The organism is Vibrio alginolyticus NBRC 15630 = ATCC 17749 (assembly GCF_000354175.2).
Lineage (GTDB): Bacteria > Pseudomonadota > Gammaproteobacteria > Enterobacterales > Vibrionaceae > Vibrio > Vibrio alginolyticus.
Map to the genome: position 1 here is coordinate 368008 of NC_022359.1, position 25264 is coordinate 393271.

Sequence of the window (25264 nt, forward strand, 5' to 3'; positions counted from 1 at the left end):
GCGGATAAGAGAAAAATTGGATTTTTGCGACAACTTTCGGGCTGATTAGCAATGTATTACGACTCAAAATCGCCATAGATATCGATGGTTAAGTCACGTTTTTTCAGGTATTTGCTCGGCGTTTTTCTTAGCTGATGTTTGAGGGTACGAATCAAATGCGATTGGTCACTGAAACCAAATTGTTGTGAGAAACTCGCCCAATCAATCGCTTCTTGTTGCTTGTAGAGAGTCAAAATCATCTGCTCCAGACGCGCCATTTGTTGATACTGCTTAACGCTCAACCCCACCACTTGTTTGAAACTGCGCTCAAGCGTTCTGCGAGAACAGGCGCACTGTTTGGCTATCTCATCAATATCCATCGCTAACTCAGGTGAACGTAGCGCTTGAGCGTCCATCACGGATACCGCTTTTTGTGACGCCAAAAACGGTTTGGTACGGCAAGGTTCGATATCTAACGCATCTAAATGTTGTTTGATGTAGTTCAGCAAACATTGCGATGAACCTTGCAACTCTAACTGCCATAAGCCTTGTTGAAAGCGCTCATCAAACGCCGCGTTAAGCCAATCAAACCATTCGCATTGGTTAATTGCACTAACTTGGGATGCATCACTAAACCGTGATTCAATGGCATAAAAACCCTCTGGGCGAAAGGTGATACCAATACGCTTGATGGGAGCCGTATCTTCCAACAACAGTAAATGTTCGTTAGCCATTAACAAGTGGCAGCCTTTGCCAGCAAGCTTTGTGTGTCCCGTGTCGTAGCTGTAGCCTTGCTCTGGTGGCGTAAAGAGTAAATGAGCACGCGGGTTTGGGATAAGGTGCGGCTTGGGGTCAATGACTTCACCCTCTGGCACTTCCAAGTACCAAACTTGATGAATGAGCCATTCGTACTCTGGCAGAGACTGTTTCCAAGCTATCATGATTGTCCTAGCGGTTAGTAAAGATAATGGGCGCAACGTTTTTGCTTAAACATCTGCTCGTTGAGTGTGACTGATTGACGCTCATCTCGCCACGCATTTCTCACGCTGCTCCCTTGCAAGCTTGTTGGATTGCGGTAGGCTTTGAGCAGAGAAAACAAGCTGAACAGAACAAGGAAATCCCCCGATGCGCGTCGACTACCACCAACGACTGGTTCCTGTGATTCGTTATTTAGAACAACACTTTAATGAACCACTCAATCTGCCAGAAGTGGCCGCGCTGGCGAACCTTTCTCCTTATCACTTTCATCGCACCTTCAAAGCCGTGCAAGGCGAGACATTGGCTGATTTCATTCGACGTTTGCGTCTAGAAGCCGCCGCCGATGACTTATTCAAATCCAAGCAACCGGTATTAAACATTGCCTTAGAGTACGGATTTTCTAGCTCACAGAGCTTAGCCAAAGCCTTCAAGCAACATTATGGCGTTACACCTACGGCCTTTCGCGACTGCGAAAACTACCAGCAGTTTTCTGAATTAGCACGAAACAGCAAGATTGGACACACGTTGCGCAAGAATGGAAACGAAGTAACACCAAGCGATTCATATACTGGCTCTGAACTCACCAAATGGAGCATGACAATGGAAACGCAAAACTTTGAAAAAGCAAAACTGGCTTACATTCGCGTAAACGGCCCTTACGGCCAAGGCTATGAGGAGCCATCAGGTCGCTTGTATCAATGGGCAGGAATGAAAGGTTTGGCAGGCAATACCTGCATCTTCATCTACCATGACAATCCAGAAATCACGCCAGACGAGAAGTGTCGCACTGATATCTGCTTGATGGTGCCAGAAGATACGGAAGTTCCAAAAGGCATTGAGCTGCAAGACTTCCCCGGTGGTCAATATGCGGTGATGCGCCAGCACATTACTGACCCGAGCCAATACTCAAAAGCATGGGATGATGTCATGAGCAAGGTAATTGAATCCGGTATTGAGAACGACGACCGTCCTTGCTTTGAGCTTTACCACAGCTTCGACCCACAAACGCACCATGCAGACGTTAGCTTCTGCACCGCCATCAAATAAACCAAAAGCCTGCGTACTTGCAGGCTTTCTTGTCTTTGTAACGTGGTAAGAACCGCTTAAATCGCTTCGCCGTTTACCGTTACTGCTACATCAATGTTGCCACGAACTGCGTTTGAGTATGGGCAAACTTGGTGTGCAATGCGCGTTAGCTCTAGCGCTTGTTCTTGTGGCATGTCTAGCTCTACCGCTAGGCTCACTGTTAATGCAAAGCCGCCGTTATCGTTCGGACCAATGCCCACTTCCGCTGTTACGGGTGCACTTTTCAGGTTTACTTTACCTTCACGAGCTACATGCAGAATCGCGTTAGAAAAACATGCCGAATAACCCGCTGCAAAAAGCTGTTCTGGGTTAGTTGCTGCGCCTGTGCCGCCCATTTCCTTCGGGTATGACAGCTCTAGATCGAGAAGACCGTCATCAGTTTTTACTTGACCATCACGACCAGCCAAAGCGGTAGCTTGAGTTTTGTATAGAGTAGTCATGCGAGTGTCCTTCTTAATTTAAGTTGCTCACAATTTAATTGCTTGCAATCTTATATCGAAGTAAAGATCGTTTGCAACTATATTGTGCACAATTTATTTTATGACTCTCTTTCCCTGTGAGCAGGTAGGCAACGCCAATGAGCCAGTGTTACACCGACAACACCATGACCGACGACGATAAACTCTTACTCGAAAACCAAGTCTGCTTCCCGCTCTACAGCGCAGCAAATGCAGTGATCCGAGCGTACCGCCCGTTGCTGGACGAGCTTGATCTGACTTATTCGCAGTACTTAGTGATGATGGTGTTGTGGGAGAAAGATGGTGCCAGTGTGAAAGAGTTGGGGTCACAACTGCATTTGGACTCAGGCACACTCACACCGCTGCTTAAACGCTTAGAAGCAAAAGGCTATGTAGAGCGTGGTCGCAGTGAAACCGATGAACGCGTTCGCGTACTCAACCTAACCAAGCAAGGTCGTGACCTTAAAGAACAAGCTAAGTCGGTGCCAAATGCCATGATGTGTAAAATCACATTAGAGCTGGATGAAATGATCATGCTGAAGAAGCTGTGCGGCAAAGTGCTCGACAATCTGAGCTAACAAGATAGAAGCATCCGCTTCACCACTTCCTATTAGAAAGAGCCTGCCGAGATGCAGGCTCCTTCGATCTTAGTTAGACGATCTACTCAAAGTAATCATCGGTATTCTCTATTGCTAATCTGCCTTTATCTTCAATAAAACCTATCAAAGCAAACTCATCTACATCGGATATGCCTATCAAGTGAAATAGGAAATGGCTATCAATAGGATAGTTACAAGCGATTTTCCTTAAACACACTCCGATGAGAATATACTTTCCGAAAGCAACAACAGCTCAGCTTAAAACATTCAAAGGAAAGTAAATTATGATTAATACTCAAATCAAACCATTTGCAGCTACAGCGTACAAAAACGGTGAATTCGTTGAAGTAACAGAACAAGACGTTCTAGGTAAATGGGCAGTATTCTTCTTCTACCCAGCAGACTTTACGTTTGTATGTCCAACAGAACTGGGCGACCTAGCAGACCACTACGAAGAGCTACAAAAACGTGGCGTAGAAGTTTACTCAGTATCAACTGACACACACTTCACTCACAAAGCATGGCACGACAGCTCAGACACAATCGGTAAGATTCAGTACTACATGCTTGGCGACCAAACAGGCAACATCACAAACAACTTCGGTGTGATGCGTGAAGGTCAGGGTCTTGCAGACCGTGCAACGTTCCTAATCGACCCAGAAGGTACTATCCAAGCAATGGAAATCACTGCTGAAGGTATCGGTCGTGACGCAGAAGACCTACTACGCAAAGTGAAAGCAGCTCAATACGTAGCAGCACACCCAGGCGAAGTTTGCCCAGCTAAATGGAAAGAAGGTGAAGAGACACTAGCTCCATCACTAGACCTAGTTGGCAAAATCTAAGCCACTGAAATTTAAGTTCTAATCAGTTCCGATTTCCTTTTTCTGATTAGAACTGAATTAGAGAGCACTTCAGGTTAGATACCTTGACGACCTTCTGCCTGATTTGCTCTCTCCCCCTCAGGTTTTATCTACAGTAACCACTTTTTATTACCTATCTGAATAAGTAGGTGTGCAGTAATTGCGTAGAAAAAATCGTTTAGAACCAGGCATAGATTTTCGATAGCTAGTTCCTCTAACTACAAAATCTATAACGCAGTTATCAACGATTTTAGCTAGCAAGAATGAACAAATACTTGTTTTGATTGGTAACTATTTAATTAAGGTAGTAACAACTATGTTAGACCAAGCGATCCAACAACAACTCAAACAATATCTGGCTAATGTAAAAGAAGAAGTTCGTTTAGTGGTTAGTCTAGATGAAAGCAAAGCATCGAATGACATTTTGTCTCTAGCGAACCAAATCGCAGAGATGAGCGACCTAATCACCGTTGAACGTGACGACAACGCAAGCGCACGTAAACCAGTGATGGCGGTAACTAACCCAGCAAAAGGCACAGCACTACGCTTTGCAGGCTTGCCAATGGGTCACGAATTTACCTCTCTAGTATTGGCACTGCTTCACTCTGGCGGTCACCCAATCAAACTAGAACCAGAAGTGATTGAGCAAATCGCAGCACTAGACAAAGATCTAGACGTAGAAATCTTCATTTCACTGTCGTGTCAAAACTGTCCGGACGTGGTTCAAGCGTTCAACATGATGGCGGCGATCAACCCGAAAGTAAAAGCAACCATGATCGACGGTGCACTCTTCCAAGATGAAGTGAAACAACGCGACATCATGGCCGTACCAAGCGTATTCGTGAACGGTGAGCTATTCGGTCAAGGCCGTATGTCTCTGACTGAAATCCTAAACAAAGTGGATGACGGCGCGAGCGAGAAAGCCGCGAAAGCACTGAGCGAAAAAGACCCATACGATGTACTTGTTGTCGGCGGTGGTCCTGGTGGTAGCGCAGCTGCACTATACGCTGCTCGTAAAGGTATTCGTACTGGCGTTGTTGCTAAACGCTTTGGTGGTCAGGTTATGGACACCATGGCAATCGAGAACTTCATTTCGGTGAAACGCACTGAAGGTCCAAAACTAGCAACTGACCTAGCAGAACACCTAAAAGAATACGACGTAGACGTCGTGACTGAGCAACAAGCTGAGAAGCTAATGGGTGCAACACACACAGAAGACGGCTTGATTCACATCCAACTTGAAAGCGGCGCAACGCTGAAGAGTAAGAGTGTCATCCTTAGCCCTGGTGCACGCTGGCGTGAAATGAACGTTCCGGGTGAGCAAGAGTACCGCAACAAAGGCGTCGCGTACTGCCCACACTGTGACGGTCCACTGTTCAAAGGCAAAAAAACTGCGGTTATCGGTGGTGGTAACTCAGGCATCGAAGCAGCTATCGACCTTGCTGGTATCGTAGAACACGTAACGGTTCTTGAATTCGCAGACGTACTTCGCGCAGACCAAGTGCTTATCGACAAAGCGAACTCACTACCAAACGTAGACATCATCACGATGGCACAAACTACAGAAGTGGTGGGTGACGGTACTCGCGTAACAAGCTTGAAGTACAAAGACCGCAACACAGATGAAATCAAAGAGATTGAACTGTCAGGTATCTTTGTTCAAATCGGTCTAGTACCGAACACAGAATGGCTAAAAGATTCAGAAGTAGCGCTATCTGAGCGCGGCGAAATCGAAGTCGGTAGCCGTGGCGATACTAGCCTAGAAGGTGTGTTCGCAGCGGGTGACGCAACAACCGTTCCTTACAAACAGATCATCATTGCGATGGGTGAAGGTGCAAAAGCAAGCTTAGGCGCATTTGACTACCTAATCCGTAAGCAAGGCTAATCTCCAATTTCTTGAGCACAAAGCGCACGGTGCTGTGTTTTCTTCCCCGGAAAACCAATCGGGGCACCGTGACAGCGATGAGTAACAAGAAATAAAATCAAAAAAACCTAGAAGCCCAAAGACTTTGCCAGCAGGTATTAACTGCTGGCTTTTTTGGTTTGGGGAGAGGTGTAAGCAAATCCCTCAGCGCTCCGAGTTCAAACTGGAGGGAATGGCTCTACAATCACGGATAATTCAGTTCACTCCACCAGCATCACAACGCGCTGCGAATAGATTCTGAATACTCGCTTAGGCTCCTTCAGAATGACGCTGTTCGTTTAGCGTTCTCTCCCCGTCATTCCCGCGAACCTAGGTGAGACTGGGAATCTACTCACCGTAAACTCGATCGAAAATGAGTAGCACGAACAAACAAAAGGTGAAAGAAGGTTGCAAACACCTTACCCAACATTCAACCTCAAACCAGCAACCCCACCTAACCTCCCCTTGTATCAAACTCCGAAGCTCTCAACACGCAGAGCTCAAAAGGGAGGAACTGGTTCTGTGCTCGCGGATAATTCAATTCACAACGCAACATAACAACACACTGAAAGTAGATTCTGAATACTCGCTTAGGCTCCTTCAGAATGACGCTGTCCGTTTAGCGTTCTCTTCCCGTCATTCCCGCGAACCTAGGTGAGACTGGGAATCTACTCACCACAAACTCGCTCGAAAATGATTAGCACGAATAAACAAAGGGTGAAACAAGGTTGCAAGCCCCTAACCCAGCTCTCAGATTCAAAGCACCAAACCCACCGAATCTCTCAATGTATCCAGATCCAAAGATATCAATCCTAAAAAATTTTAAAAAAGCCCTTTACCTCAACTTTACTTGAGGTTTTAGCATATTCATCGTTGGCTAGAAAATGACAAAAAGGAGCACATCATGATCCAACTAGAACATATTAACTTAGTCGTGAAAGATATCCCTGAAATGCTGAAGTTTTACCAAACTGCATTTCCACATTGGTACGTGCGTGATGAAGGTAAAGGCGAATGGAGTGGCAAACCAAGAAACTGGCTACATTTTGGCGACGAGTATCAATACATAGCCATGAGTGACCATGGCGAAGGAGAAAACCGCGAGTTGAGCGGGCACCAAGTTGGGCTAGCGCATTTTGCTTATGTGACCAACAACGTCGATGCAATCATCAAAAGACTAACCGATGCAGGTTATCCGATTGCCCAACCTGGTGCTGATGAACCATATCGCAAAAATGTGTATTTTGTTGACCCTGCAGGTTTTGAGATTGAATTTGTTGAATACCTGGCGGATGACCCAAAACTTCGTAACCTGACAAGCTAAAAGAGATGTAAATAACAAAAACGCCAGCAGATAGTGACTGCTGGCGTTTTATTTTATCTATCAGGCTTCTGCATTAGCGCTGTTTGGCAAAAACCTGAGTCCAGTAATACCCGTAGCGTGCAGAGTGATTTTCGACAAGCGACGCGCCCATCTGATCAAAATCCGCACTCATGATATTAAGGCAGTGACCTTCACTCGATAACCAAGCATTAACGACGGCGTTAATGCTGCTTTGCCCTACGGCGACATTCTCACCAATGGCGCTCCAAGCATAGCCCGTTGCGTTAACTCGATCTGACATTTTGCTGCCATCAGAGCCTGTGTGGCTCATGAAATCGCTGTTCGCCATGTCGCTTGAATGTCGATAAGCGGCGCTTTCCAAATCGTAGCTCCAAGTCAGGGCCCCAACAGGTGGCATGGTGGTTGCACCACACTGTTGTGTAGTAGAGCGGGCGCTGTTGACCGCTGCAAGCATCTGCTCGGCAAATGTGCCTTGTGACGATGTGGAACCTGTGTTTTGTGAGCCGCTTTCTGCTGGGGCTGACGACTCCCCATCGCCGCCACATGCGCTGAGAAGTAGGGCCAAAGCAGGCACTAAGATCTTAGTTGGCATTGTCTTTCCTTTATGAGTGACGAAGAGCAAACTGCGCTTTTCGATAATAACGCCCAATAAACTAACAAAAACCAATAAAAGCACCATATAGCTTAGGGGTTTTTAACCAAAGACTCACATGAAGTTTTCAATCGCCTTGGTTCGGTCGATAAATCGGCAACGTTTCAGCCCAAGTATGGAATGGCGTTTCATCCATATCCTGTATTGCTTGAGTGATAAAATCGATGAACACCCTCACTCGGGCAGGCACATATTCCCGGTTGGCATAGAGAAGATACACGCCATTTCCTGCTTGGCGCATGCTTGGAAATATCGGCACTAAACGCCCCGCTTTAAGCCAGTCTCTCGCGATAAAATGAGGAATCTGAGTTAATCCTAAGCCTTCTGCGCAAAGCTCTGCCATGGATTCACCGTCATTTACAATATAGTTTCTTTCGGGGTCATATTCACTCGCACCGTCTGGTTCTGGCATCCGAATCGGCAACAGTTTCCCCGTTTGTTTAAAACGAAAACGAACCCAAGAATGGTCATTGAATACATCCGGGCCACTCGGAACACCATGGCGCGCTAAGTAATCCTGACTGGCACAAATGATAAAATCGATAGGGCTCAGCTGACGCACAATCAATTGACTATCGTGAACGACACCAGAGCGAATCGACACATCAATACCTTGCTCAATAATATCAACGTAGGCGTCATCGTAATGAATATCGATAGTGATGTTAGGGTAGCGGCGACAAAACTCTTTTAATAAAGGACGAATATAGAGGCGACCGTACGAGACTGGCACATTAATCTTAAGCTGCCCTGAAAGCGCATCATTGTGACTTTTTAATGAATCCTCACATGCCGCCAGCTCCTCCAGTACAAACCTAGCAGTATTTGCGTACCTACGACCAGCTTCTGTCAGGCGGCTCTGTCGCGTAGAACGTTGAAAAAGCTGTATACCCAAATCGCTTTCAAGACGATGTATGGCTTTACTCACGGTCGAAGGGTCAGTGCCATACACTTTGGCAGCCGCAGCAAAACTACCGCCATCTAAAGTGGCAATAAAAAATCGTAGGGACCGTATCTTATCCATATAACCAATGAACTCTATTCATGAATTTTATTCACTTTAGTAAAGACAAACTGGCTCTTCAATCACTAATTAGCCTAAATATAATGAACCTCAATAACTTGATGCTCTGTTAACGAGGAAAAAACCATGGGTAAAAACGGATTGAAGAATGCACTACAACTATTGATAGCGACACTAGTCCTATTCTTTGGGATGCTTCAAACAGCACATGCCGCAGATAAACGAATTGGTATTCTGGTTTACGATGGCGTACTGACCTCTGATGTTACTGCTCCTTTAGAGGTTTTTGGCGTCGCAAGTCGTCTCACTTGGTTTAGTGATTATGACGTGCTCACCATTTCCGTCTCAGATCAGAAAACCATCACCACTGAAGAAGGATTAAAAATTGGTGTGGATGCTTGGATTGGTGATCTGCCGGAACTCGACGTATTGGTTTTAACATCCAGCTATGACATGGATGCACTAATCGAAAATAAAGATCTCATTCACTTTATTAAAACTACCTCAAAGGCGGCAGATTGGATGGCAAGTAATTGCTCTGGCGCGTATTTGTTAGCCGAAGCTGGCCTTTTAAACGGCAAAAAAGCAACAACTTGGGCCGGAGGTGAAAACGGCTTTCAAAGAGATTACCCAGCAGTCAAAGTACAAGTCGACCAGAATTTTGTCATTGATGATGGCGTTATCACTTCGAACGGTAGCCTAGTTAGCTATCAAGCTGCTCTTAAGCTACTTCACCTTATGACTTCAGAGTCTAAAGCTCAGGAAGTCGCAGATGCCATCCAGTACTCACGCTTTTCCAACCAACCATTTTAAGCGTGTAAGAAAGAAATCAGAGTCACCCTTCGATATTTGGAAGGTTAACTCTTCGAATTTGTCTTCCTAATCGAACAACCCTTTTTATCACTGTAAAAGCGATAAAAAGGGTTGTCGTTCATCTGGCAGACACAACGTGCTCTCCAAACTTTTTATCTTAATGCTATGGAAAAACATAAACGTTACGAAGCACTGACGAAAGATCGATACCAAGAGATTTACCGTCTCGCGTATTGGTTATGCAAAGATCACCACCTTGCTCAAGATTTAGCGCAAGAAACCTTTCTGAAAGCGTGGCGATTCTTTGATAAATTAAATGACCCCAACGCCGCGAAGTCTTGGCTCATTACTATTTTGCGTCGTGAGAATGCTCGGCGCTTTGATAGAAAACAGTACGATTTTGTCGACATTGATGAGTGTGCAATACAGACAAAAACCTACCCTGGCAGTGACTACGACATGGCCCAAGATTGGCTTCAAAAACAAATGATGATTCTCGAACCCAAATACCGAGAGCCGTTGCTCTTGAGCTTAGTGGCTGGGTTGAATCATGATGAAATTGCCCAAGCCTTGAGGCTCAACCACAACACAGTGGCGACTCGATTATTCAGAGCGCGTAATCAGATCATCGCACAGAAGGAGAGTCATTAAGACACAAAAAGTAGTCAATCATGTAAACTAACTGGCTATGCTCCGGTCTATTTCATAAGTCGTTACACAACTCGACGCTTTAACGCTTTACATCAAGCGCGACTAGATGAACACTTCTTGTCAAAGTACAATAACAGCCGACATAGAGTAGAGTCAGTAAAACATTATGAGTAACACGACGGCGAAAAAGCCGAATCCCTTATTTGAAATCCTTTTCAACGTATTTATCCCTTCCTTCATTTTGATGAAGTTTAGTGGCGATGAGCATCTAGGGACAGCAATGGCGCTGGTTGTCGCTTTGCTATTTCCTATCATTTATGGCGGTATGGACCTTGTCCGTAACAAGAAATTTAACTTTATTTCTGCTCTGGGCTTTATCAGTGTTCTACTAACTGGTGGCATCGGCTTGTTAGAGCTTGATACACGCTGGTTAGCACTAAAAGAAGCCCTGATTCCTGGCCTGATCGGTTTAGCGGTTTTGGGTTCAACGTTTACCCGCTACCCACTGATGCAGAAGTTAGTACTGAATAACACAGTGTTGAATCTCGCGTTGATTAACCAACGTTTAAAAGAAAATGGTAAAACCGATGCGTTCGAACGTTGCCTTATGTCTTCTAACTACCTGTTTGCAAGTACTTTTGCGTTCTCATCTGCAATGAACTACTTCCTTGCGACTTGGATTGTGACTAGCCCTTCTGGTACTGCTGCCTTTAACGAAGAGTTAGGAAAAATGACGCTGTACAGTTACCCAATGATTGCCATCCCAAGTATGTTGATGATGTTCGGTATTTTTTATTACATTTGGCGTCAAGTACGTGCGATGACATCGCTCGAAACAGAGCAAATCTTCCATCTAAAATAGCCCAATCATTACAAGTAAACCCATAAAAAAGGGAGGATTTTATCCTCCCTTTTCTCAACAGGCTCACTGTAATTCACAGCGTCAAAATGATTTTTCCTGACACTGCTGACGAGCGTCGCTCAACCATTTCAATCGCTGTTTGAAAGTCCTCTAACGGCAGATCATATGCAACGTTTAACTTTATGTCGCTGCTAATAAAGTGTTCTAACATTTCAGCGAACACCGTCTTTCTCCCGCCTTTACCTACCGATTCTTCCCAATACCGCAAAAAGAATGTACTAAAGTCGATGTTGTTGGCCTTCATCGATTCAAAAAACTCAGGCGTATAAGGCGTTAACGACAATGTTCCGTAGTTGATGTATTGGCCATTTTCTTTCAAGGTACGAATGAGATCCGTGCCAGCCTCACCACCTATCGCGTCCAGAGCGACCGTTGGTTGTGGCAGTTGGCGCGTTTGCAGCTGCGCTTGTAAGTCTTTCTTCGCGTCCAACACTGGAATAGTATCGTACGGATACTCGTCTGGCTTTGAGGTCACAGCAATCAGTGTAAAACCCAGTGAATGGGCGAGCTGGGCAAATATCTTACCGATCGCTGACCCTGCTGCATTGATGATCACCACATAGTCTTTGTTCAACTTAGCTACTTTAGTGGTGATCACCCACGCGGTTAACGCGTTGATGTACAACTGACAGGCATAGCCGTTCTCCAAACTCTCAGGTAGCGGAAAAAGATTCTCAGGCGAGGCATCTATGTAGTATTGCCAAGTACCACTCATCGCCACCAACACCTTTTGCCCAACTTGAAGGTCAGTTTGACCAACTGCACTGACTTCCACCACACGCCCAACCGCTTCAAATCCCGGCACGCGAGGTGGTATGTGAACGCGGCGGTATTGCCCAACACCATGAATGGAAAGCAAGTCACTTGGGTTAATATTGGTGGCTTCCAGTCGCACCCGAACCTTGCCCTGAGCAAGCGGTTTGAGGGGCTCTTTTTCCAACGACAGCGACGTTTGGGGCTGACCAAAACAGAATTGATTCACTCGAGTATTTATCGTTGGTGCCATTGTTATTCATACCATGTAATTGAAATTCAAAAAGGAAGTTTCGCGACTTCTACTCAAAAGCATTAAGTGAAGTCGAAGCTCTGTATTTCTACCTGCGCGATGCGCCGTTCACTCTAAACTGTTGTGGCGTCATATCAAAATAGGCTTTAAATGCTTTGATGTAGGATGAGTCATTTTGATAACCCACTAGGTCTGCAATGGCTTGGATTGGCAACGATTCATCTAACAAAGAAAGCGAGTAAATTAGCCGAATTTGTTGCCGCCAAAGCAGAAATGAAGTGTTGAATTCCTTGGCGAACAGCCGTGATAAAGTACGCTCAGACGCCCCAATTTTCTCCCCCCACTCTTTTAGCGAACAGCTCAACGCGGGCTCGTCAGTCAATTGCTCGAAAATCAGTTTTAGTCGTCTGTCTTGTGGCAGCAATAACTGAAATGTCTGCACGTTGCTTTTCAAAATTTGATCATGCAACACCGCCAGCAAATGCAGCACTTCTTCGTGGCTTGTCTCACCTTCACACTGTCTGCGGATCTCTTGTAAAAGCTCATTTAAAAACGGCGTTAAAGCAATGGTTCTCACTTGTGGCTCGTACGTTGCGCCAAACTCAGGGTTGAGGTAAATGCCAACAAATATCGTATTGCTTAGAGCAATCGACTCGTGTTGAACACCCGCAGGAACAAATAACGCAGAGGTGTGCGGAACCAAATGCTGATAATGCTCAGTTTGTGTTTGCAATAACCCTTTGATAGGAAAGATGATTTGATGCCAAGTGTGTTGATGCAGCGCATCAATGTAACCTTTTGGCATGTCGATGGTTTTCACTAAAACAGGAGAATGGGGATTCGCGGCCATCATCTCATTGGAGGTGACGACGCCTGACTTCGAATCAATTTGGCGAGCTAGCATTGTTAGTTGTCTTTTCATCCCTACACCGACACAAGTTTACTAGGCTATCATGCTCCGCATCGCGAATGAAGGTAAACACTTTATCTCTCATTCAAATAATAAGGAGGTTACATGAAGAAAATCGGCGTCGTAAAAGCTGTGCTAGCAGGGAAAACCGTCCCTTATGCTCATGGTGCGCAAAGCGCAATCAACAAACAAGTGCTGCCTGAGCGCCAGCATGCAACAGAGCTCGGTTTTATCAGTGATGAGCAAGGTGATCCGCGCTTTCATGGTGGCATTCAAAAAGCGCTTCATATTTACCCAAGCGAGCACTACCCAATCTGGCAACAAGAATTAGGCAAAAGACCAATTTTCCAATCCGCCGGCGGCTTTGGCGAAAACATCAGCTCCGAAGGCGTCACCGAATCCACGATTTGCTTGAAAGATAAAATTCGCATCGGCTCAACACTACTGGAAGTGTCGCAAGGTCGCATGCCTTGTTGGAAACTTAACGTACGTTTTGACCAACACGACATGGCGAGAAGACTGCAAGATACGCTTCGAACAGGCTGGTATTTCCGAGTGTTGGAAGAAGGCGATATCGGTGCAGGTGACGAGATTATTCTGTGCGAAAGACCTTATCCAGAATGGCCACTGGCTCGCATCATGGGCGCGGTTTTCACTGGCTGTTTAGATAGAAAAGAACTCACTCAGCTGTCTGAGCTGCCGTTAGTCGAGTCTTGGGGCAAGTTGGTCGAGCGCCGCCTAGAAACTGGCGAAGTTGAAGATTGGGAAATGCGCTTGGTTGGCCCAACTGTGGGTTAACACCCCAAAGTAAAATTTAAGCCACGCTCTGAACCGACTATGCCGTCAGAGCGTGTTTTTTTGGTTTACTTCGCACTCGGGGCTGGGCGTTTCGACTTCCTTGAAACTGCTTAATGCTCTTCTTAGCATGAGTTCGACGGTTGGCTTTTTTATCGCGTGGCGCGCGTTTGCTCTCGCCAGTTGATGGCTTATCCGTTACTGGAAAACCTGCCAGATCTTGCACTGGTAATGCACGTTGAGTCAGGTGACGAATCGCGCTTAGTGCGTCCATTTCACCATGACAAACCAATGACACCGCCACACCTTGTTCGCCTGCGCGAGCGGTGCGCCCTACTCGGTGAACATAGGTTTCTGCATGCATTGGCAGTTCAAAGTTGATCACTACAGGCAATTGCTCAATGTGAATGCCGCGCGCTAGTAGATCGGTGGCAATCAACACCTGAATTTGCCCAGATTTAAACTGCGCCAGTGCTTCTTCTCGCTCATCTTGACTCTTATTGCCATGCAACGCATTGGTTGAGATGCCCGCTTTATTCAGCTTCTTCGCTAAGCCATCGGCGTTCTCTTTCGCACCAATAAAGACTAATGCCTTAGTCCACGCGTTTTTTTGAATCAGTTCAATCAATGCCTTGGTTTTACTGCCTTTGTTGACGAGGTACAGCGTTTCAGCAATATCTTGGTTGGTGCTGTTTTCTTGATGCGCTGCAACTTGCTTTGGTGCCTGCATAAGCAGCTTCGCTTTACCCTTCAACTCATCTGAAAACGTTGCCGAGAACATTGCGGTTTGACGCTGGTTTGAAATAAGCCCCGCAATATTTTGTACGTCAGGCCAAAAGCCCATATCCAACAGACGATCCGCTTCATCCAACACTAGGTAATGGATATTGCTTAAGTCTAAACCGTTGTTTGCTAGGTCAACCAAACGACCAGTCGTCGCGACAAGGATATGAGGATTTGTCGCTAGCGCCTGCTGTTGTTGCTCTTTATCAACGCCGCCACACAAACACACTGCGTTGAGTTCAAGAACTTGACCAACTTGGTTAATTGCTTCACTCACTTGCATTGCCAGCTCACGAGTTGGCACAAGAATCAGCGCTTTTTGCTCTGGATTGACACCCAGCTTTTCCAACAAAGGCAAACCATAAGCAAGGGTTTTGCCGCTGCCTGTATTTGCCAAAGCCAATAGATCTTGACCAGCCAACAGCTCAGGAATGGCCAACGCTTGAATATCGGTCGGTTTCTTGAAGTCTTTTGGCAGTGCGTGAATCAGCTCAGAACTCAATGAGAGAGTAGAAAATGGCATTAACGAAAACCTTGTACTTTGGGTTGAAGAAGCAATAAAAATAATGAAGATGCGGTAAAACGCAGGCGCGGACTTTACCACAATCTGCTAGGTGAACCATCCTATTTTAGGTGCTTAAACCAAGCGTCGCCTACGCAAATCGTCAGAAAACTAAAAAGCGCAAAAAAGCCGTTAGTCTGTACTGCCACAGAGCTAACGGCTAAAAACCCTTGAAGAGAACGCTTCATCAGCCTTTCACTGCGGCTGAAAAGAAATGTGCAGTTTATTAAAGCACAGCTTTACGATTCGGTAAGAACACTTCACCCAACATGCAACGAACCGAACCACCACCAATAGATTCTATGGTAGAAACGTCGAATGGCAGCAATTTACCGTGCGTTGCCAATTGGTTTCTTTGTGCTGGTGAGAATGCATCGTACGCCGATTGCGACATCGCAATCACCTTGTCGCCGTTGATCGTTTCTAGTTGCAGAATGTTACCGCAGAACTGGTTCATCTGATCAAGCGAAATTGAGATGACTTGCTTGTCTTTGGCGAGTGACTTCATTACAAAACGACGCTCAAATTCTGGGATCACTTCGTCACAAATCACGCAAAACTGTTCGCCAACCGCCATCATCACATTGGTGTGATAAATCGGCGCACCAGACGGCAAACGAGTTTGGAAAGAAATCACTCGTTCATAGCCAATACGATCGGCGTAATCTTCTAAAACCAGACGATCACAACGTTGTGAGAGTGCGGCGTAGACCGTTTTATTTAGGTGGTCAAACACCATCACACCCGTGCTTTCTAAATACGCTTGCTCGTCAAGATATTCAGTTAGACTGCTGCGTCGATGAACTTCTCGCCCTGCTTGCGCTAGTGCTGCCACAAGTGCATCGGGACGTACTTCTTTTTGACGGTTTTCACAGGCCATTGGAAAGGTGTACAACGTGCCATCTGGCGTAGTGCTAAACCAATTGTTTGGAAATACCGCGTCTGGCGTTGCAACATCTGAAGTTGGATAATCAAATTCAACAACTTGAACGCCCTCTTGACGCAGCGTTGCAACCATACTCGCGAACTCGGCCATTACTCGACGTGAGACTTCTTCTTGGCTGAGTGACACTTTATGTTGGAACTCATTATCTTGTGCGGTTTCTTCATTAAAACGAAACTCTTTCGGTGGCACCATCACTACGCAGTTCGCGGTTTGGCGCTGAGCACTTTGCGTGCTTTCTTCTTTCCCATTAGCAAATTGGGTCACTGATTCGTGTAATAGCATCCAATACATTCCTTATCACTAGAATGAGGAGATTGTAAATTTATTGTTAACTTCAGTTTTGCTGTTTTGACAATTAATTTAATTGCCCAAAAGTAATTTTTGCTGCATTAAGTTCATTTTTCCCTAAATTTTATTGTCACTTTGCAGGTTTAAGCTTTTATTGCACCGTGATGAACATGATAAGAATTCATCATAAGAATCAGAACCATAGACAATCACACTCATAACCAACTAGTTACATTTAAGACACAATCGGTTAGACTATTTTTTCGCCCCTCTCGTCAATCGGTCTGCTTTATCGAGGAGCAGGCAAGAAACTCTCATACACGCGGTTTCGTCCAAAGCAGCGTGAATCGATGGATTTAGCCACCCCAAATGGCACTGTTTTAACTTTAGGATGAGTTATGTTTAAACGATTTGAAGGCTTTACAGAGCCGTTCCCCAAATCTACACCGGATCAGCCTCCTTCAGGGATGTTCGCTTTTCTGCGTTATTACACTCGTGGTTATGAAAAGCCTTTGATCATCATGTCTTTGATGGCCACAATTGTGGCTGTTGTTGAGGTAATGTTGTTTGGCGCCATGGGACAATTGGTTGATTGGTTGTCTACCAGCAATCCAGAAACGTTCTTACAAGACAACAAATCGGATTTGATTTTCTACGGAGCCTTATTGCTGGTTGTCATGCCTATATTGGTGATCTTGTACTCGTTGCTCGTTCATCAAACGTTATTGGGCAACTACCCAATGTCTATCCGCTGGCTTGCACACCGGTATTTGCTCAATCAAAGCTTGAACTTCTATCAAGATGATTTTGCAGGTCGAGTCGCAACGAAAGTCATGCAAACCTCATTAGCTGTGCGCGAAACCGTGATGAAAGCTATGGATGTGTTTGTTTACGTTACGGTTTACTTCACCAGCATGATCATTATGTTAGCGACGGCAGACTGGCGTTTGATGATCCCAATGATTGTCTGGCTACTCGCTTACATCGCTATCCAAATCTATTTTGTCCCTAAGCTCAAAGACGTCGCTTCAGCACAGGCCGATGCACGTTCGACAATGACAGGGCGCATCGTCGACAGTTATACCAATATTCAAACCGTCAAACTGTTTTCTCATAGCCAGCGCGAAACCCAATATGCCGAGCAAGGCATGAAAGGATTTTTGAATACGGTCTATCGTCAAATGCGCCTAGTGACCGGCTTCGACGTCGCTGTAGAGATCTCAAACTATATTTTGGTCTTTTCCGTTGCTGCTTTATCGATTTACCTGTGGTTGGATAGTGCCATTAGCGTTGGCGCGATTGCGATTGCTGTTAGTCTTGCATTGCGCGTAAACGGTATGTCGATGTGGATAATGTGGGAAGTTGGCGCCCTCTTTGAAAACATGGGAACCGTTGTCGATGGAATGAAAACACTCTCTAAGCCTATTGATATTAAAGATAAACCAGGTGCAAAAGACTTGGTTGTCACTGAAGGAGGCATTCACTTTGATAACGTCAGCTTCCATTACGGTGAGAACAAAGGCGTAATTAGCCATCTCGATCTCAACATCAAACCAGGAGAGAAAGTAGGCTTGGTTGGGCGCTCCGGCGCCGGAAAATCGACTTTGGTGAACTTGTTACTTCGTTTCCACGATGTCGAAGACGGCAGCATTAAGATCGATGGACAGAACATCTCAGAAGTCACACAAGACTCTTTGCGTTCAAAGATCGGTATGGTGACCCAAGATACTTCTCTGCTACACCGTTCAATTCGAGACAATATTTTGTATGGCAATCCAGATGCGACAGAAGAAGATTTGCTGAAAGCCACTAAGCAAGCGCATGCCCATGAGTTTATCGAAACTCTGACCGACCCATTTGGTAATGTCGGATACGATGCGCAAGTTGGTGAACGTGGTGTGAAACTGTCTGGCGGCCAACGTCAGCGTATCGCAATATCTCGTGTGCTACTCAAAGATGCACCATTGCTGGTATTGGATGAAGCAACATCGGCTCTAGATTCAGAAGTCGAAGCAGCGATTCAGGAAAGCTTGAATGAATTAATGCAAGGGAAAACGGTTATTGCTATCGCTCACCGATTATCGACCATCGCACAAATGGATCGCCTCATCGTGCTAGATAAAGGCAGCATCGTTGAACAAGGTTCTCATCAAGAACTCATTGCGAATAACGGCATTTACGCCCAGCTTTGGGCGCATCAAACTGGCGGATTTATCGCTGAAGAACTAGACAATCAACACGCTTCTTAACGAGTGATAAGCTCAATAAAAACGGCGCTTTAAGCGCCGTTTTTTATTTAAATCCATGGCTAGATGCTCATATAGCCATTGTGGTTTCTCATATATGAAACACTCTCCATGATAAAGCTCACACTTTTTCTGCTAATATACCGCCTCGTTGCGTATCCATTGCAATGAACACAATACAGAGTATTGAGCCGTCTTCATTTGTCATTTCACTTTTTGAGAAACAGCTATACTCAATAGATGGCTTAGTTATTATATTAACAATAAGGTAATTAGCTTATGTGTAAATGTGGTTCAATGCAGATCGTACAACTCAAACCAAGTTGGGCTGACAAGCTATTTGGCTACTCAGAAAGATGGAAATGCCAACTTTGTTGTAAGATCTACCGCATCTAAAATTAAAAATAGAATCTTAGTTTTTCTAAGAAAAAGCAGTGGCCCGACAATGATTGTCGGGTTTTGTTTTTCTGAGCATTCATTTTTTGTCCCTTCTCTACAAGATTACTCATCACGGCAAAACCTAGCATCTTAATGTGACTTAGGTATAGAATCAGGCCCACTTATTCTTTCCGATATTCATATATAACTGGTCACTATGAACAAAAGTTTGCTAACGAATGTCCTCGCTATCGCTTTGATGGCTGGAGGTCATCAATTACAAAACGACTATCTTTGGTATGCAGGGCTGTTTGCGTTCTCAGGCGCCATCACCAACTGGCTTGCCATCCATATGCTGTTTGAGAAAGTGCCTGGATTATACGGTTCTGGCGTGATCCCCGCGCGATTTGAAGAGTTTAAACTGGCTATCAAAAACTTAATGATGGAACAGTTTTTTACTGAAGCGAACATTGACCGATTCTTGAATAAAGAAATGGCGGGCGGTGTGAACATCGATCTTCAACCAGTAATTGAGAAAGTAGATTTAAATCCAGCATTTGATTCCCTAGTGGAAGTAATTGAAGGCTCTCAGTTTGGTGGCATGCTAGCGATGTTTGGTGGCTCGGAAGCGCTACAACCCATGCGCCAACCTTTCGTCGAAAAGATGCAAGAATCCATCATTGAGTTGAGCAAGAGCGATAACATCAAAGAAGCACTGAAAGAGCAATTCGAATCTCCTGCAATGATGGATGAGATAAAGCAGAACATTGAAGGTATCATCGATCAACGTTTAAGCGAATTAACACCGGCATTAGTTAAAGAAATGGTGCAAAAGATGATCAAAGAACACCTTGGCTGGCTAGTCGTTTGGGGCGGTGTTTTTGGTGGTTTAATTGGCGTCATCAGTACCTTTATCGGGGCATAATCGCTCACCGATTTATTAAAAAAGGAGCTTCGGCTCCTTTTTTAATCGAGAAAAAGTAATATACCAAGCCACGCTAAATAAGGAGGCTCAACACATGCCTCGCCTAACCAAGGAGCTCGGGATTAACACCAAATCCCGTTTTATGTTCTTCTATGACCACTTCACTACGAGTTTGAATCACGCCCGGAAGCGTGCCTAACTTACTCGACATAAACTCCTGATACGCTTTCATGCTCTTAACACGAACTTTTATCATGGTATCGAAATCTCCAGAGAGCGAGTAGCACTCTTCAATTTCAGGCATCAATTCCACCGCTTTCGCAAACTTTTCAAAAATAGAAAAACTGGTTTGGTCTAAACGAATATGGATGAATACTTGCACATCCAGCCCCAACTTTTCCGCATTCAACTCCGCATGATAACCATTGATATACCCTTCTTTTTCTAGCCGCTTTACACGATCAGAACATGGAGAAGTCGTTAAGTTAATCAGCTTTGCTAGTTCTACAACTGGAATTCTGCCTCTCGAATGAAGCACTCTCAAAATATGTAAATCAATCCGGTCCAATTGATAACTCATTAACCCACTTCCTTGTAACCACTTAGAAAGCATCACATTAATCGTTGCTCAAACAATTGCAAACCATCAAATGCACAGCATGTGAAATTCAGCAGAGAATAACCAGAAAACAACGAAGGAGGGAAAGAGCTATGATTATTGCCGCTCACTTAGTAACCGTGATATGAAGAGAAAAAGCAACCTAGCGGCTCCCGCGGAGTCGCAAATTTGAAAGCGCATGATACGCCTGTATAGATCTGTCGTTCGGGCAACGCCCCCCTAATTAGCCATTAATCATGGCTATCACTCAGAATTAGAGTGCGGCCGATGTATGCCGTGTAGGATGTGGAACAACCTCTCCAATTGCACGATGATTACAACAACGGCAGTAGTATTGAGGCTCCATCTCGTAATAATGTTCACCTGATACAAATTTCGCCATCAGCTGTGTAAAACTCACCATTTTGCCTGTTAACGAGTCAACAGACTGAGGCTCGCAACGCTTCATAATCACTTTATGTTGCGTTGATTTTCTACAAGCTGCGCAATATATATCCGGCATTTCTCTTCTCCCTACTTTTTCGTCCTACTGACAATTGACATATTTTGTTCAAAATAATTCCACAATTAAAAAGCTCCTTTAATTTTTTGTGCCCTATCTTCAAAAAATTGAACGAAAGTATCAAAAAACTGAGACATTGGTCAGACCTCAACTTTTGTACCATCAATATGAGCAAACGTGCTTATGTGTGTAATAATACGACACATTACACATAAGCAATTGTTCGGGCTTATTATTTAGTAAGGCGCATGACAACTTTACAGCTGGCTAGATCGAGCTTTCGAGACGCCTTGTTATCTTGATTTACCCCGCAAACCAGTTGCTAGCAGCTATAGCCGTCTCATCAAGGAAGAAATGCATGACGATACAACCGATTCTCACTACCGAAAGACTCGTCCTCCGGCCATTCAATATCGATGACTGCCAACAAGTGGCTTTACTCGCTGGAGATAAGCGAATTGCCGACATGACAGCAAACATCCCTCATCCTTATGAGCGACCGATGGCGCAAGCATGGATAGATAGGCACGATCCGATGTATCAGCAGCATCAAGGCGTGGCGTACGCTATTACCTTGCGAAACACTGGGGAGTTACTTGGTACAGTGAGTTTACCGCGTATCGAAGAGGGCTACGGTACATTAGGCTACTGGGTTGGCGTGCCACATTGGGGGAAAGGCTATGCATTCGAGGCCTCCAAAGCCTTACTCGAATTTGCTCGAATGCACTTTGAGTTAAACGGAATAACCGTGATGCATTTGGTGGACAATCAGCGTTCTAAATCGGTGATCCAAAAACTAAATATCCCTTACATCGGTGACAAAACATTGCGCATGCAAGGCAAAGAACGAAAGGTTTGTGTCTACCAACTCACGTTTGTCGCTTCTGAATAAAGTCGAGGGATATGTCGGATGATCATCCATGAAACTTCACAAAATCTGCCCAAGAACAACCCTTTCTTGCTAGGAACTGTATTGTTGTCGCTGTTCTATTTTTCCTACCTAGCAGACAAGATCGTCGAGTTTGGACTCGTAGCACTCACAATAATAGGATTGAAACTGCTCTCAACGTACTTCACGCGCCGCGCGTTCAATCCTAAAACGCTAGATATCGATGCAAGCACCAACACCTTGAAGTACCGCCAGGGCTCAACGGTTTACTTCCGTCTACCTCTTGATGACATTGTCAAAGTCCAAATACAGAAAGAGTTCTTCTCTAGCAAAAGTTTGATGCTCTACACAGTCAACGACGCTTACCAAGTGCCGAATTCAGACAATTTCGATTCTCTACAGTTAAAGGATTTAATGAAACAACTTGAAGAGAGAATTGATGATCAATCTCGCTAAAACGAAAAGAGAAGACATTCTAGAATGTTGCCAATTTGGTCTCTAAATAGAAAGACAAAAAAGCCAGCAATAACGCTGGCTTTTCTCTGTATTAGTCTTGTGCGACTTTCACGCGAATTTTGCTTTTTTCTACGTTCGTCAAATTCAGTGCTTCAAGAGCAGAAATGGCTTCTGCTTCGTCCGGCATGATGACAAAACCGAAGCCTTTCGACAAACCCGTGTCTTGATCAAGCACTAGCGAACACAGTTCTACTTTGCCGTACGCTGAGAATAATTTGCGGATATCTTGCTCGGTCATGTGACGAGCCAAGTTTCTTACTAAAAGTTTCATAATGAACCTAGTTGGTTTGATAACGGTTCGATTCTCTCAGTTTCTCTCTGGCAAACCAAGTGAATAATATGACGGCGTTGACTAGATCATTCTAAGTACATCTGTTTAAATGATTTTCCGTTCATTTTTCACCCATAGGAGAGTCGGCATGGAAACGAAACGTCTCAAACTCATCCCTGCTTGTTTAGAACGAGCCGAAGAGGCGCATCAAGCTGTCGTTCGCAGCCAAAAGACTCTCGAAGTCTATCTGCCGTGGGTGCCTCATGTGCTGACATTAGAAGCGATGATAGAAGGGACAGAGAAAGCCATCGCAAACTTTGAAAACTTCGAAGAAGAGCTGCGTTACTACATCATTGAAAAGGAAAGCGATCGCTTACTGGGTGCGGTCGGCTTGATGATTCGAGATCCCGACGTACCGTCCTTTGAGATAGGTTATTGGTTAGATAATGCTGCCGTTGGCAATGGTTATGTTGCCGAGGCTGTGCTCGAAGTTGAGCGCTATGCGTTTGATGACTTGGGCGCCAAGAGAATCGCAATTCATGCTGATAGCACCAACCAAAAGAGCCGGGCTGTAGCCGAGCGCTGTGGTTATGAGTTCGAAGGAGAGCTCAGAAACGAACGTCTGACTACATCGGGAGAGTTGAGTAACACCGTTATTTACGCCAAAATTCGTCGCGACTAACACTCCAATCTAACCGAGCAATGCTAAGCTTTGATCTCAAGCTACCACCATTAACGTTAATTAAGTTTCAGATAAAACAAAGCCCGCTAAAATAGCGGGCTTTGTGTTCATATACGGGAAGTTACTAGTCTAGTTCAACCAGTTTTTTCTCGAACGACTGGTGTTGGTCTAACACGTCTTGCGCAGCACCGCCCGTTGCTTTACTTACCACAATGATAGCAAGCGTAGAGAAGATGATGCCCGGTACGATTTCGTACACATCAAACCAACCGCCAGTTAGCTGCTTCCAAACCACGATAGTGATACCACCAACAAGAATACCTGCTAACGCACCGTTACGGTTCATACCGCTCCAGTAAAGGCTAAGTACAACCGCAGGACCAAATGCCGCACCAAAACCAGCCCAAGCGTAAGATACAAGACCAAGTACTGAGCTATCAGGCGTCATCGCTAGGAATAGCGCAACAAGCGAAATAACGATAACACCGATACGACCAATCATTACGATTTCTTCAGAAGACGCTTCTGGCTTGAATACTTGCTTGTAGAAATCTTCTGCAAGCGCTGAAGATGAAACAAGGAGCTGTGAGTCAGCGGTACTCATTACCGCCGCTAGGATTGCTGCTAACAACATACCCGCAACGACAGGGTGGAATACTGCGTTAACCAATAGCATGAAGATCTTCTCACCGTCCTCTAGTTGAGTACCCGGATGACCCGTAACCCAAACCAGACCAACAAGACCAACAAGCATTGCACCAACCATAGATAGTGCCGTCCAAATCACTGCGATACGACGTGCAGTCGTTAGATCTTTGTTTGAACGAGACGCTTTAAAACGCGCTAGGATGTGTGGCTGACCAAAGTAACCAAGGCCCCACGCCGCTAGAGAGATAATGGCAATCGCAGACAATGGTTCGCCTTTCGCGTCATTCCATAGCGTTGCAAGTTCTGGGTTGATGTCATGTAGATCAGAACTTAGCTGACCTAAACCACCGTCCATTACCGCTATAGGAACAATCATTAGCGCAGCCGCCATTAGCAGACCTTGCACTAAGTCAGTCCAAGATACCGCTAGGAAACCACCGAATAGTGTGTAAGAAACGACACACACCGTACCGATGATAACAGCGTAGGTATAATCTAGACCGAATACCGTCTCAAACAGTTTGCCCCCTGCGACCAAACCTGAGCTGGTGTAGAAAAGGAAAAATAGAAGAATGAAAAACGCAGAGATTGTCTGAATCAGTTTCGACTTATCGTTGAAGCGACGTGACAGGAACTCTGGCAACGTTAGCGCGTCAGTTTGGATACTGTAGGTACGGAGGCGTTTTGCACTGATGAGCCAGTTTGCCCATGTACCAAGAAGTAGACCGCCGGCTAACCAGAAGGCCTCGATACCCGCAGCGTACGCATAGCCAGGCAAGCCTAGCAGCAGCCAACCACTCATGTCTGAAGCACCTGCAGATAATGCAGCAGGCCACGGACCTAGGCTACGGCCACCTAGGAAGTAGTCAGATGAATTGGAAGTCCTCTTATACGCGTAAACGCCAATAGCAACCATAATCAGTAAATACGCCACAAAAGTGGACGTGATAGCAAAGCTATTTTCTATCATTAGATAGTCCTCGTTATAATTATTTCCTTCCTTGCCTGCCCTGATATTTTACCGTCTC

25 protein-coding genes and 1 pseudogene are annotated in these 25264 nt (G+C 45.2%); 14 read left to right on the forward strand and 12 right to left on the reverse strand.

Features of this window, described 5'->3' with window-relative positions; all coding sequences use genetic code 11:
• Positions 1-56 precede the first annotated feature (56 nt).
• Positions 57-920, reverse strand: coding sequence for a helix-turn-helix domain-containing protein (locus N646_RS16910; protein ID WP_017820079.1), 864 nt, complete (start codon positions 918-920; stop codon positions 57-59).
• A gap of 184 nt (positions 921-1104) precedes the next feature.
• Here N646_RS16910 and N646_RS16915 point away from each other — a divergent pair, with 184 nt between their 5' ends.
• Positions 1105-2004, forward strand: a complete 900-nt coding sequence (locus tag N646_RS16915; protein ID WP_009706616.1) for an AraC family transcriptional regulator — start codon at positions 1105-1107, stop codon at positions 2002-2004.
• Positions 2005-2060: 56 nt separating this feature from the next.
• Here the strand turns inward: N646_RS16915 and N646_RS16920 are convergent, their stop codons facing one another.
• A complete protein-coding gene (locus N646_RS16920) occupies positions 2061-2483 on the reverse strand; it encodes an organic hydroperoxide resistance protein (RefSeq protein WP_017820078.1) in 423 nt (140 codons plus the stop codon).
• Between the two features lie 137 nt (positions 2484-2620).
• Here N646_RS16920 and N646_RS16925 point away from each other — a divergent pair, with 137 nt between their 5' ends.
• The 4 genes from N646_RS16925 (at position 2621) to N646_RS16940 (ending at position 7187) form a co-directional block, all read left to right on the forward strand.
• Positions 2621-3079 carry a MarR family winged helix-turn-helix transcriptional regulator gene (locus N646_RS16925; RefSeq protein WP_005374637.1) on the forward strand — a complete coding sequence of 153 codons (459 nt, stop codon included), beginning with the start codon at positions 2621-2623 and terminating at the stop codon, positions 3077-3079.
• A 305-nt stretch (positions 3080-3384) separates the two neighbouring features.
• Complete coding sequence (gene ahpC, locus N646_RS16930; RefSeq protein ID WP_005374632.1) at positions 3385-3942, forward strand: alkyl hydroperoxide reductase subunit C; 558 nt, start codon at positions 3385-3387, stop codon at positions 3940-3942.
• A 334-nt stretch (positions 3943-4276) separates the two neighbouring features.
• On the forward strand, positions 4277-5845 hold the full coding sequence (gene ahpF, locus N646_RS16935; protein WP_021035887.1) for an alkyl hydroperoxide reductase subunit F: 1569 nt from the start codon (positions 4277-4279) through the stop codon (positions 5843-5845).
• 922 nt (positions 5846-6767) lie between these two features.
• The gene (locus N646_RS16940; protein ID WP_005374615.1) at positions 6768-7187 is read left to right on the forward strand and encodes a VOC family protein; all 420 of its coding nucleotides are present in this window, start codon (positions 6768-6770) and stop codon (positions 7185-7187) included.
• 73 nt (positions 7188-7260) lie between these two features.
• On the opposite strand, the gene N646_RS16945 is transcribed toward N646_RS16940, so the two are convergent.
• Entirely contained in the window at positions 7261-7800 is a 540-nt protein-coding gene (locus tag N646_RS16945; protein ID WP_017820077.1) for a CAP domain-containing protein, read from the reverse strand.
• Between the two features lie 127 nt (positions 7801-7927).
• On the reverse strand, positions 7928-8884 hold the full coding sequence (locus N646_RS16950; RefSeq protein WP_017820076.1) for a LysR family transcriptional regulator: 957 nt from the start codon (positions 8882-8884) through the stop codon (positions 7928-7930).
• A 126-nt stretch (positions 8885-9010) separates the two neighbouring features.
• Here N646_RS16950 and N646_RS16955 point away from each other — a divergent pair, with 126 nt between their 5' ends.
• From N646_RS16955 to N646_RS16965, 3 genes are all read left to right on the forward strand, one after another.
• Positions 9011-9697, forward strand: a complete 687-nt coding sequence (locus N646_RS16955) for a DJ-1/PfpI family protein (protein ID WP_005383525.1) — start codon at positions 9011-9013, stop codon at positions 9695-9697.
• Positions 9698-9817: 120 nt separating this feature from the next.
• Complete coding sequence (locus N646_RS16960; protein ID WP_255209459.1) at positions 9818-10348, forward strand: sigma-70 family RNA polymerase sigma factor; 531 nt, start codon at positions 9818-9820, stop codon at positions 10346-10348.
• 166 nt (positions 10349-10514) lie between these two features.
• Positions 10515-11210 (forward strand): VC0807 family protein, encoded by a 696-nt coding sequence (locus N646_RS16965; RefSeq protein ID WP_017820075.1) that lies wholly within the window; start codon positions 10515-10517, stop codon positions 11208-11210.
• 73 nt (positions 11211-11283) lie between these two features.
• Here the strand turns inward: N646_RS16965 and N646_RS16970 are convergent, their stop codons facing one another.
• Positions 11284-12276, reverse strand: a complete 993-nt coding sequence (locus N646_RS16970; protein ID WP_017820074.1) for a zinc-dependent alcohol dehydrogenase family protein — start codon at positions 12274-12276, stop codon at positions 11284-11286.
• An 88-nt stretch (positions 12277-12364) separates the two neighbouring features.
• Entirely contained in the window at positions 12365-13180 is an 816-nt protein-coding gene (locus N646_RS16975) for an AraC family transcriptional regulator (protein WP_017820073.1), read from the reverse strand.
• 111 nt (positions 13181-13291) lie between these two features.
• Between N646_RS16975 and N646_RS16980 the strand changes: the two genes are divergently transcribed.
• Positions 13292-13984 (forward strand): MOSC domain-containing protein, encoded by a 693-nt coding sequence (locus N646_RS16980; protein WP_017820072.1) that lies wholly within the window; start codon positions 13292-13294, stop codon positions 13982-13984.
• Positions 13985-14049: 65 nt separating this feature from the next.
• Here the strand turns inward: N646_RS16980 and N646_RS16985 are convergent.
• Both N646_RS16985 and N646_RS16990 read right to left on the reverse strand, forming a co-directional pair.
• Positions 14050-15287 (reverse strand): annotated as a pseudogene (locus tag N646_RS16985) (DEAD/DEAH box helicase).
• Positions 15288-15552: 265 nt separating this feature from the next.
• Entirely contained in the window at positions 15553-16554 is a 1002-nt protein-coding gene (locus N646_RS16990) for an arginine deiminase-related protein (RefSeq protein WP_005374598.1), read from the reverse strand.
• A gap of 404 nt (positions 16555-16958) precedes the next feature.
• On the opposite strand from N646_RS16990, the gene N646_RS16995 reads away from it, so the two are divergent.
• Together N646_RS16995 and N646_RS17000 are read left to right on the forward strand one after the other, a co-directional pair.
• Positions 16959-18809 carry an ABC transporter ATP-binding protein gene (locus tag N646_RS16995; protein WP_005374597.1) on the forward strand — a complete coding sequence of 617 codons (1851 nt, stop codon included), beginning with the start codon at positions 16959-16961 and terminating at the stop codon, positions 18807-18809.
• Between the two features lie 592 nt (positions 18810-19401).
• Complete coding sequence (locus N646_RS17000) at positions 19402-20109, forward strand: DUF445 domain-containing protein (protein WP_005374596.1); 708 nt, start codon at positions 19402-19404, stop codon at positions 20107-20109.
• Positions 20110-20212: 103 nt separating this feature from the next.
• Here N646_RS17000 and N646_RS17005 read toward each other — a convergent pair whose 3' ends face one another.
• Positions 20213-20689, reverse strand: a complete 477-nt coding sequence (locus N646_RS17005; RefSeq protein WP_005374595.1) for an Lrp/AsnC family transcriptional regulator — start codon at positions 20687-20689, stop codon at positions 20213-20215.
• A 292-nt stretch (positions 20690-20981) separates the two neighbouring features.
• Positions 20982-21230 carry a hypothetical protein gene (locus N646_RS25005; RefSeq protein WP_005374593.1) on the reverse strand — a complete coding sequence of 83 codons (249 nt, stop codon included), beginning with the start codon at positions 21228-21230 and terminating at the stop codon, positions 20982-20984.
• Positions 21231-21588: 358 nt separating this feature from the next.
• On the opposite strand from N646_RS25005, the gene N646_RS17010 reads away from it, so the two are divergent.
• Both N646_RS17010 and N646_RS17015 read left to right on the forward strand, forming a co-directional pair.
• Complete coding sequence (locus N646_RS17010; RefSeq protein ID WP_017820068.1) at positions 21589-22122, forward strand: GNAT family N-acetyltransferase; 534 nt, start codon at positions 21589-21591, stop codon at positions 22120-22122.
• A gap of 18 nt (positions 22123-22140) precedes the next feature.
• Complete coding sequence (locus N646_RS17015; RefSeq protein ID WP_017820067.1) at positions 22141-22575, forward strand: hypothetical protein; 435 nt, start codon at positions 22141-22143, stop codon at positions 22573-22575.
• A 91-nt stretch (positions 22576-22666) separates the two neighbouring features.
• On the opposite strand, the gene N646_RS17020 is transcribed toward N646_RS17015, so the two are convergent.
• Entirely contained in the window at positions 22667-22906 is a 240-nt protein-coding gene (locus N646_RS17020) for an RNA recognition motif domain-containing protein (RefSeq protein WP_005374587.1), read from the reverse strand.
• A 148-nt stretch (positions 22907-23054) separates the two neighbouring features.
• Here N646_RS17020 and N646_RS17025 point away from each other — a divergent pair, with 148 nt between their 5' ends.
• Positions 23055-23588 carry a GNAT family N-acetyltransferase gene (locus tag N646_RS17025; protein ID WP_017820066.1) on the forward strand — a complete coding sequence of 178 codons (534 nt, stop codon included), beginning with the start codon at positions 23055-23057 and terminating at the stop codon, positions 23586-23588.
• Positions 23589-23712: 124 nt separating this feature from the next.
• Here N646_RS17025 and putP read toward each other — a convergent pair whose 3' ends face one another.
• On the reverse strand, positions 23713-25206 hold the full coding sequence (gene putP / locus N646_RS17030) for a sodium/proline symporter PutP (protein ID WP_005374582.1): 1494 nt from the start codon (positions 25204-25206) through the stop codon (positions 23713-23715).
• Between the last annotated feature and the right edge of the window lie 58 nt (positions 25207-25264).

Coding starts and splice junctions, on each gene's coding strand:
- N646_RS16910 (WP_017820079.1), bottom strand. CDS start 920: ATGATAGCTTGGAAACAGTCTCTGCCAGAGTACGAATGGCTCATTCAT.
- N646_RS16915 (WP_009706616.1), top strand. CDS start 1,105: ATGCGCGTCGACTACCACCAACGACTGGTTCCTGTGATTCGTTATTTA.
- N646_RS16920 (WP_017820078.1), bottom strand. CDS start 2,483: ATGACTACTCTATACAAAACTCAAGCTACCGCTTTGGCTGGTCGTGAT.
- N646_RS16925 (WP_005374637.1), top strand. CDS start 2,621: ATGAGCCAGTGTTACACCGACAACACCATGACCGACGACGATAAACTC.
- ahpC (WP_005374632.1), top strand. CDS start 3,385: ATGATTAATACTCAAATCAAACCATTTGCAGCTACAGCGTACAAAAAC.
- ahpF (WP_021035887.1), top strand. CDS start 4,277: ATGTTAGACCAAGCGATCCAACAACAACTCAAACAATATCTGGCTAAT.
- N646_RS16940 (WP_005374615.1), top strand. CDS start 6,768: ATGATCCAACTAGAACATATTAACTTAGTCGTGAAAGATATCCCTGAA.
- N646_RS16945 (WP_017820077.1), bottom strand. CDS start 7,800: ATGCCAACTAAGATCTTAGTGCCTGCTTTGGCCCTACTTCTCAGCGCA.
- N646_RS16950 (WP_017820076.1), bottom strand. CDS start 8,884: ATGGATAAGATACGGTCCCTACGATTTTTTATTGCCACTTTAGATGGC.
- N646_RS16955 (WP_005383525.1), top strand. CDS start 9,011: ATGGGTAAAAACGGATTGAAGAATGCACTACAACTATTGATAGCGACA.
- N646_RS16965 (WP_017820075.1), top strand. CDS start 10,515: ATGAGTAACACGACGGCGAAAAAGCCGAATCCCTTATTTGAAATCCTT.
- N646_RS16970 (WP_017820074.1), bottom strand. CDS start 12,276: ATGGCACCAACGATAAATACTCGAGTGAATCAATTCTGTTTTGGTCAG.
- N646_RS16975 (WP_017820073.1), bottom strand. CDS start 13,180: ATGCTAGCTCGCCAAATTGATTCGAAGTCAGGCGTCGTCACCTCCAAT.
- N646_RS16980 (WP_017820072.1), top strand. CDS start 13,292: ATGAAGAAAATCGGCGTCGTAAAAGCTGTGCTAGCAGGGAAAACCGTC.
- N646_RS16990 (WP_005374598.1), bottom strand. CDS start 16,554: ATGCTATTACACGAATCAGTGACCCAATTTGCTAATGGGAAAGAAGAA.
- N646_RS16995 (WP_005374597.1), top strand. CDS start 16,959: ATGTTTAAACGATTTGAAGGCTTTACAGAGCCGTTCCCCAAATCTACA.
- N646_RS17000 (WP_005374596.1), top strand. CDS start 19,402: ATGAACAAAAGTTTGCTAACGAATGTCCTCGCTATCGCTTTGATGGCT.
- N646_RS17005 (WP_005374595.1), bottom strand. CDS start 20,689: ATGAGTTATCAATTGGACCGGATTGATTTACATATTTTGAGAGTGCTT.
- N646_RS25005 (WP_005374593.1), bottom strand. CDS start 21,230: ATGCCGGATATATATTGCGCAGCTTGTAGAAAATCAACGCAACATAAA.
- N646_RS17010 (WP_017820068.1), top strand. CDS start 21,589: ATGACGATACAACCGATTCTCACTACCGAAAGACTCGTCCTCCGGCCA.
- N646_RS17015 (WP_017820067.1), top strand. CDS start 22,141: ATGATCATCCATGAAACTTCACAAAATCTGCCCAAGAACAACCCTTTC.
- N646_RS17020 (WP_005374587.1), bottom strand. CDS start 22,906: ATGAAACTTTTAGTAAGAAACTTGGCTCGTCACATGACCGAGCAAGAT.
- N646_RS17025 (WP_017820066.1), top strand. CDS start 23,055: ATGGAAACGAAACGTCTCAAACTCATCCCTGCTTGTTTAGAACGAGCC.
- putP (WP_005374582.1), bottom strand. CDS start 25,206: ATGATAGAAAATAGCTTTGCTATCACGTCCACTTTTGTGGCGTATTTA.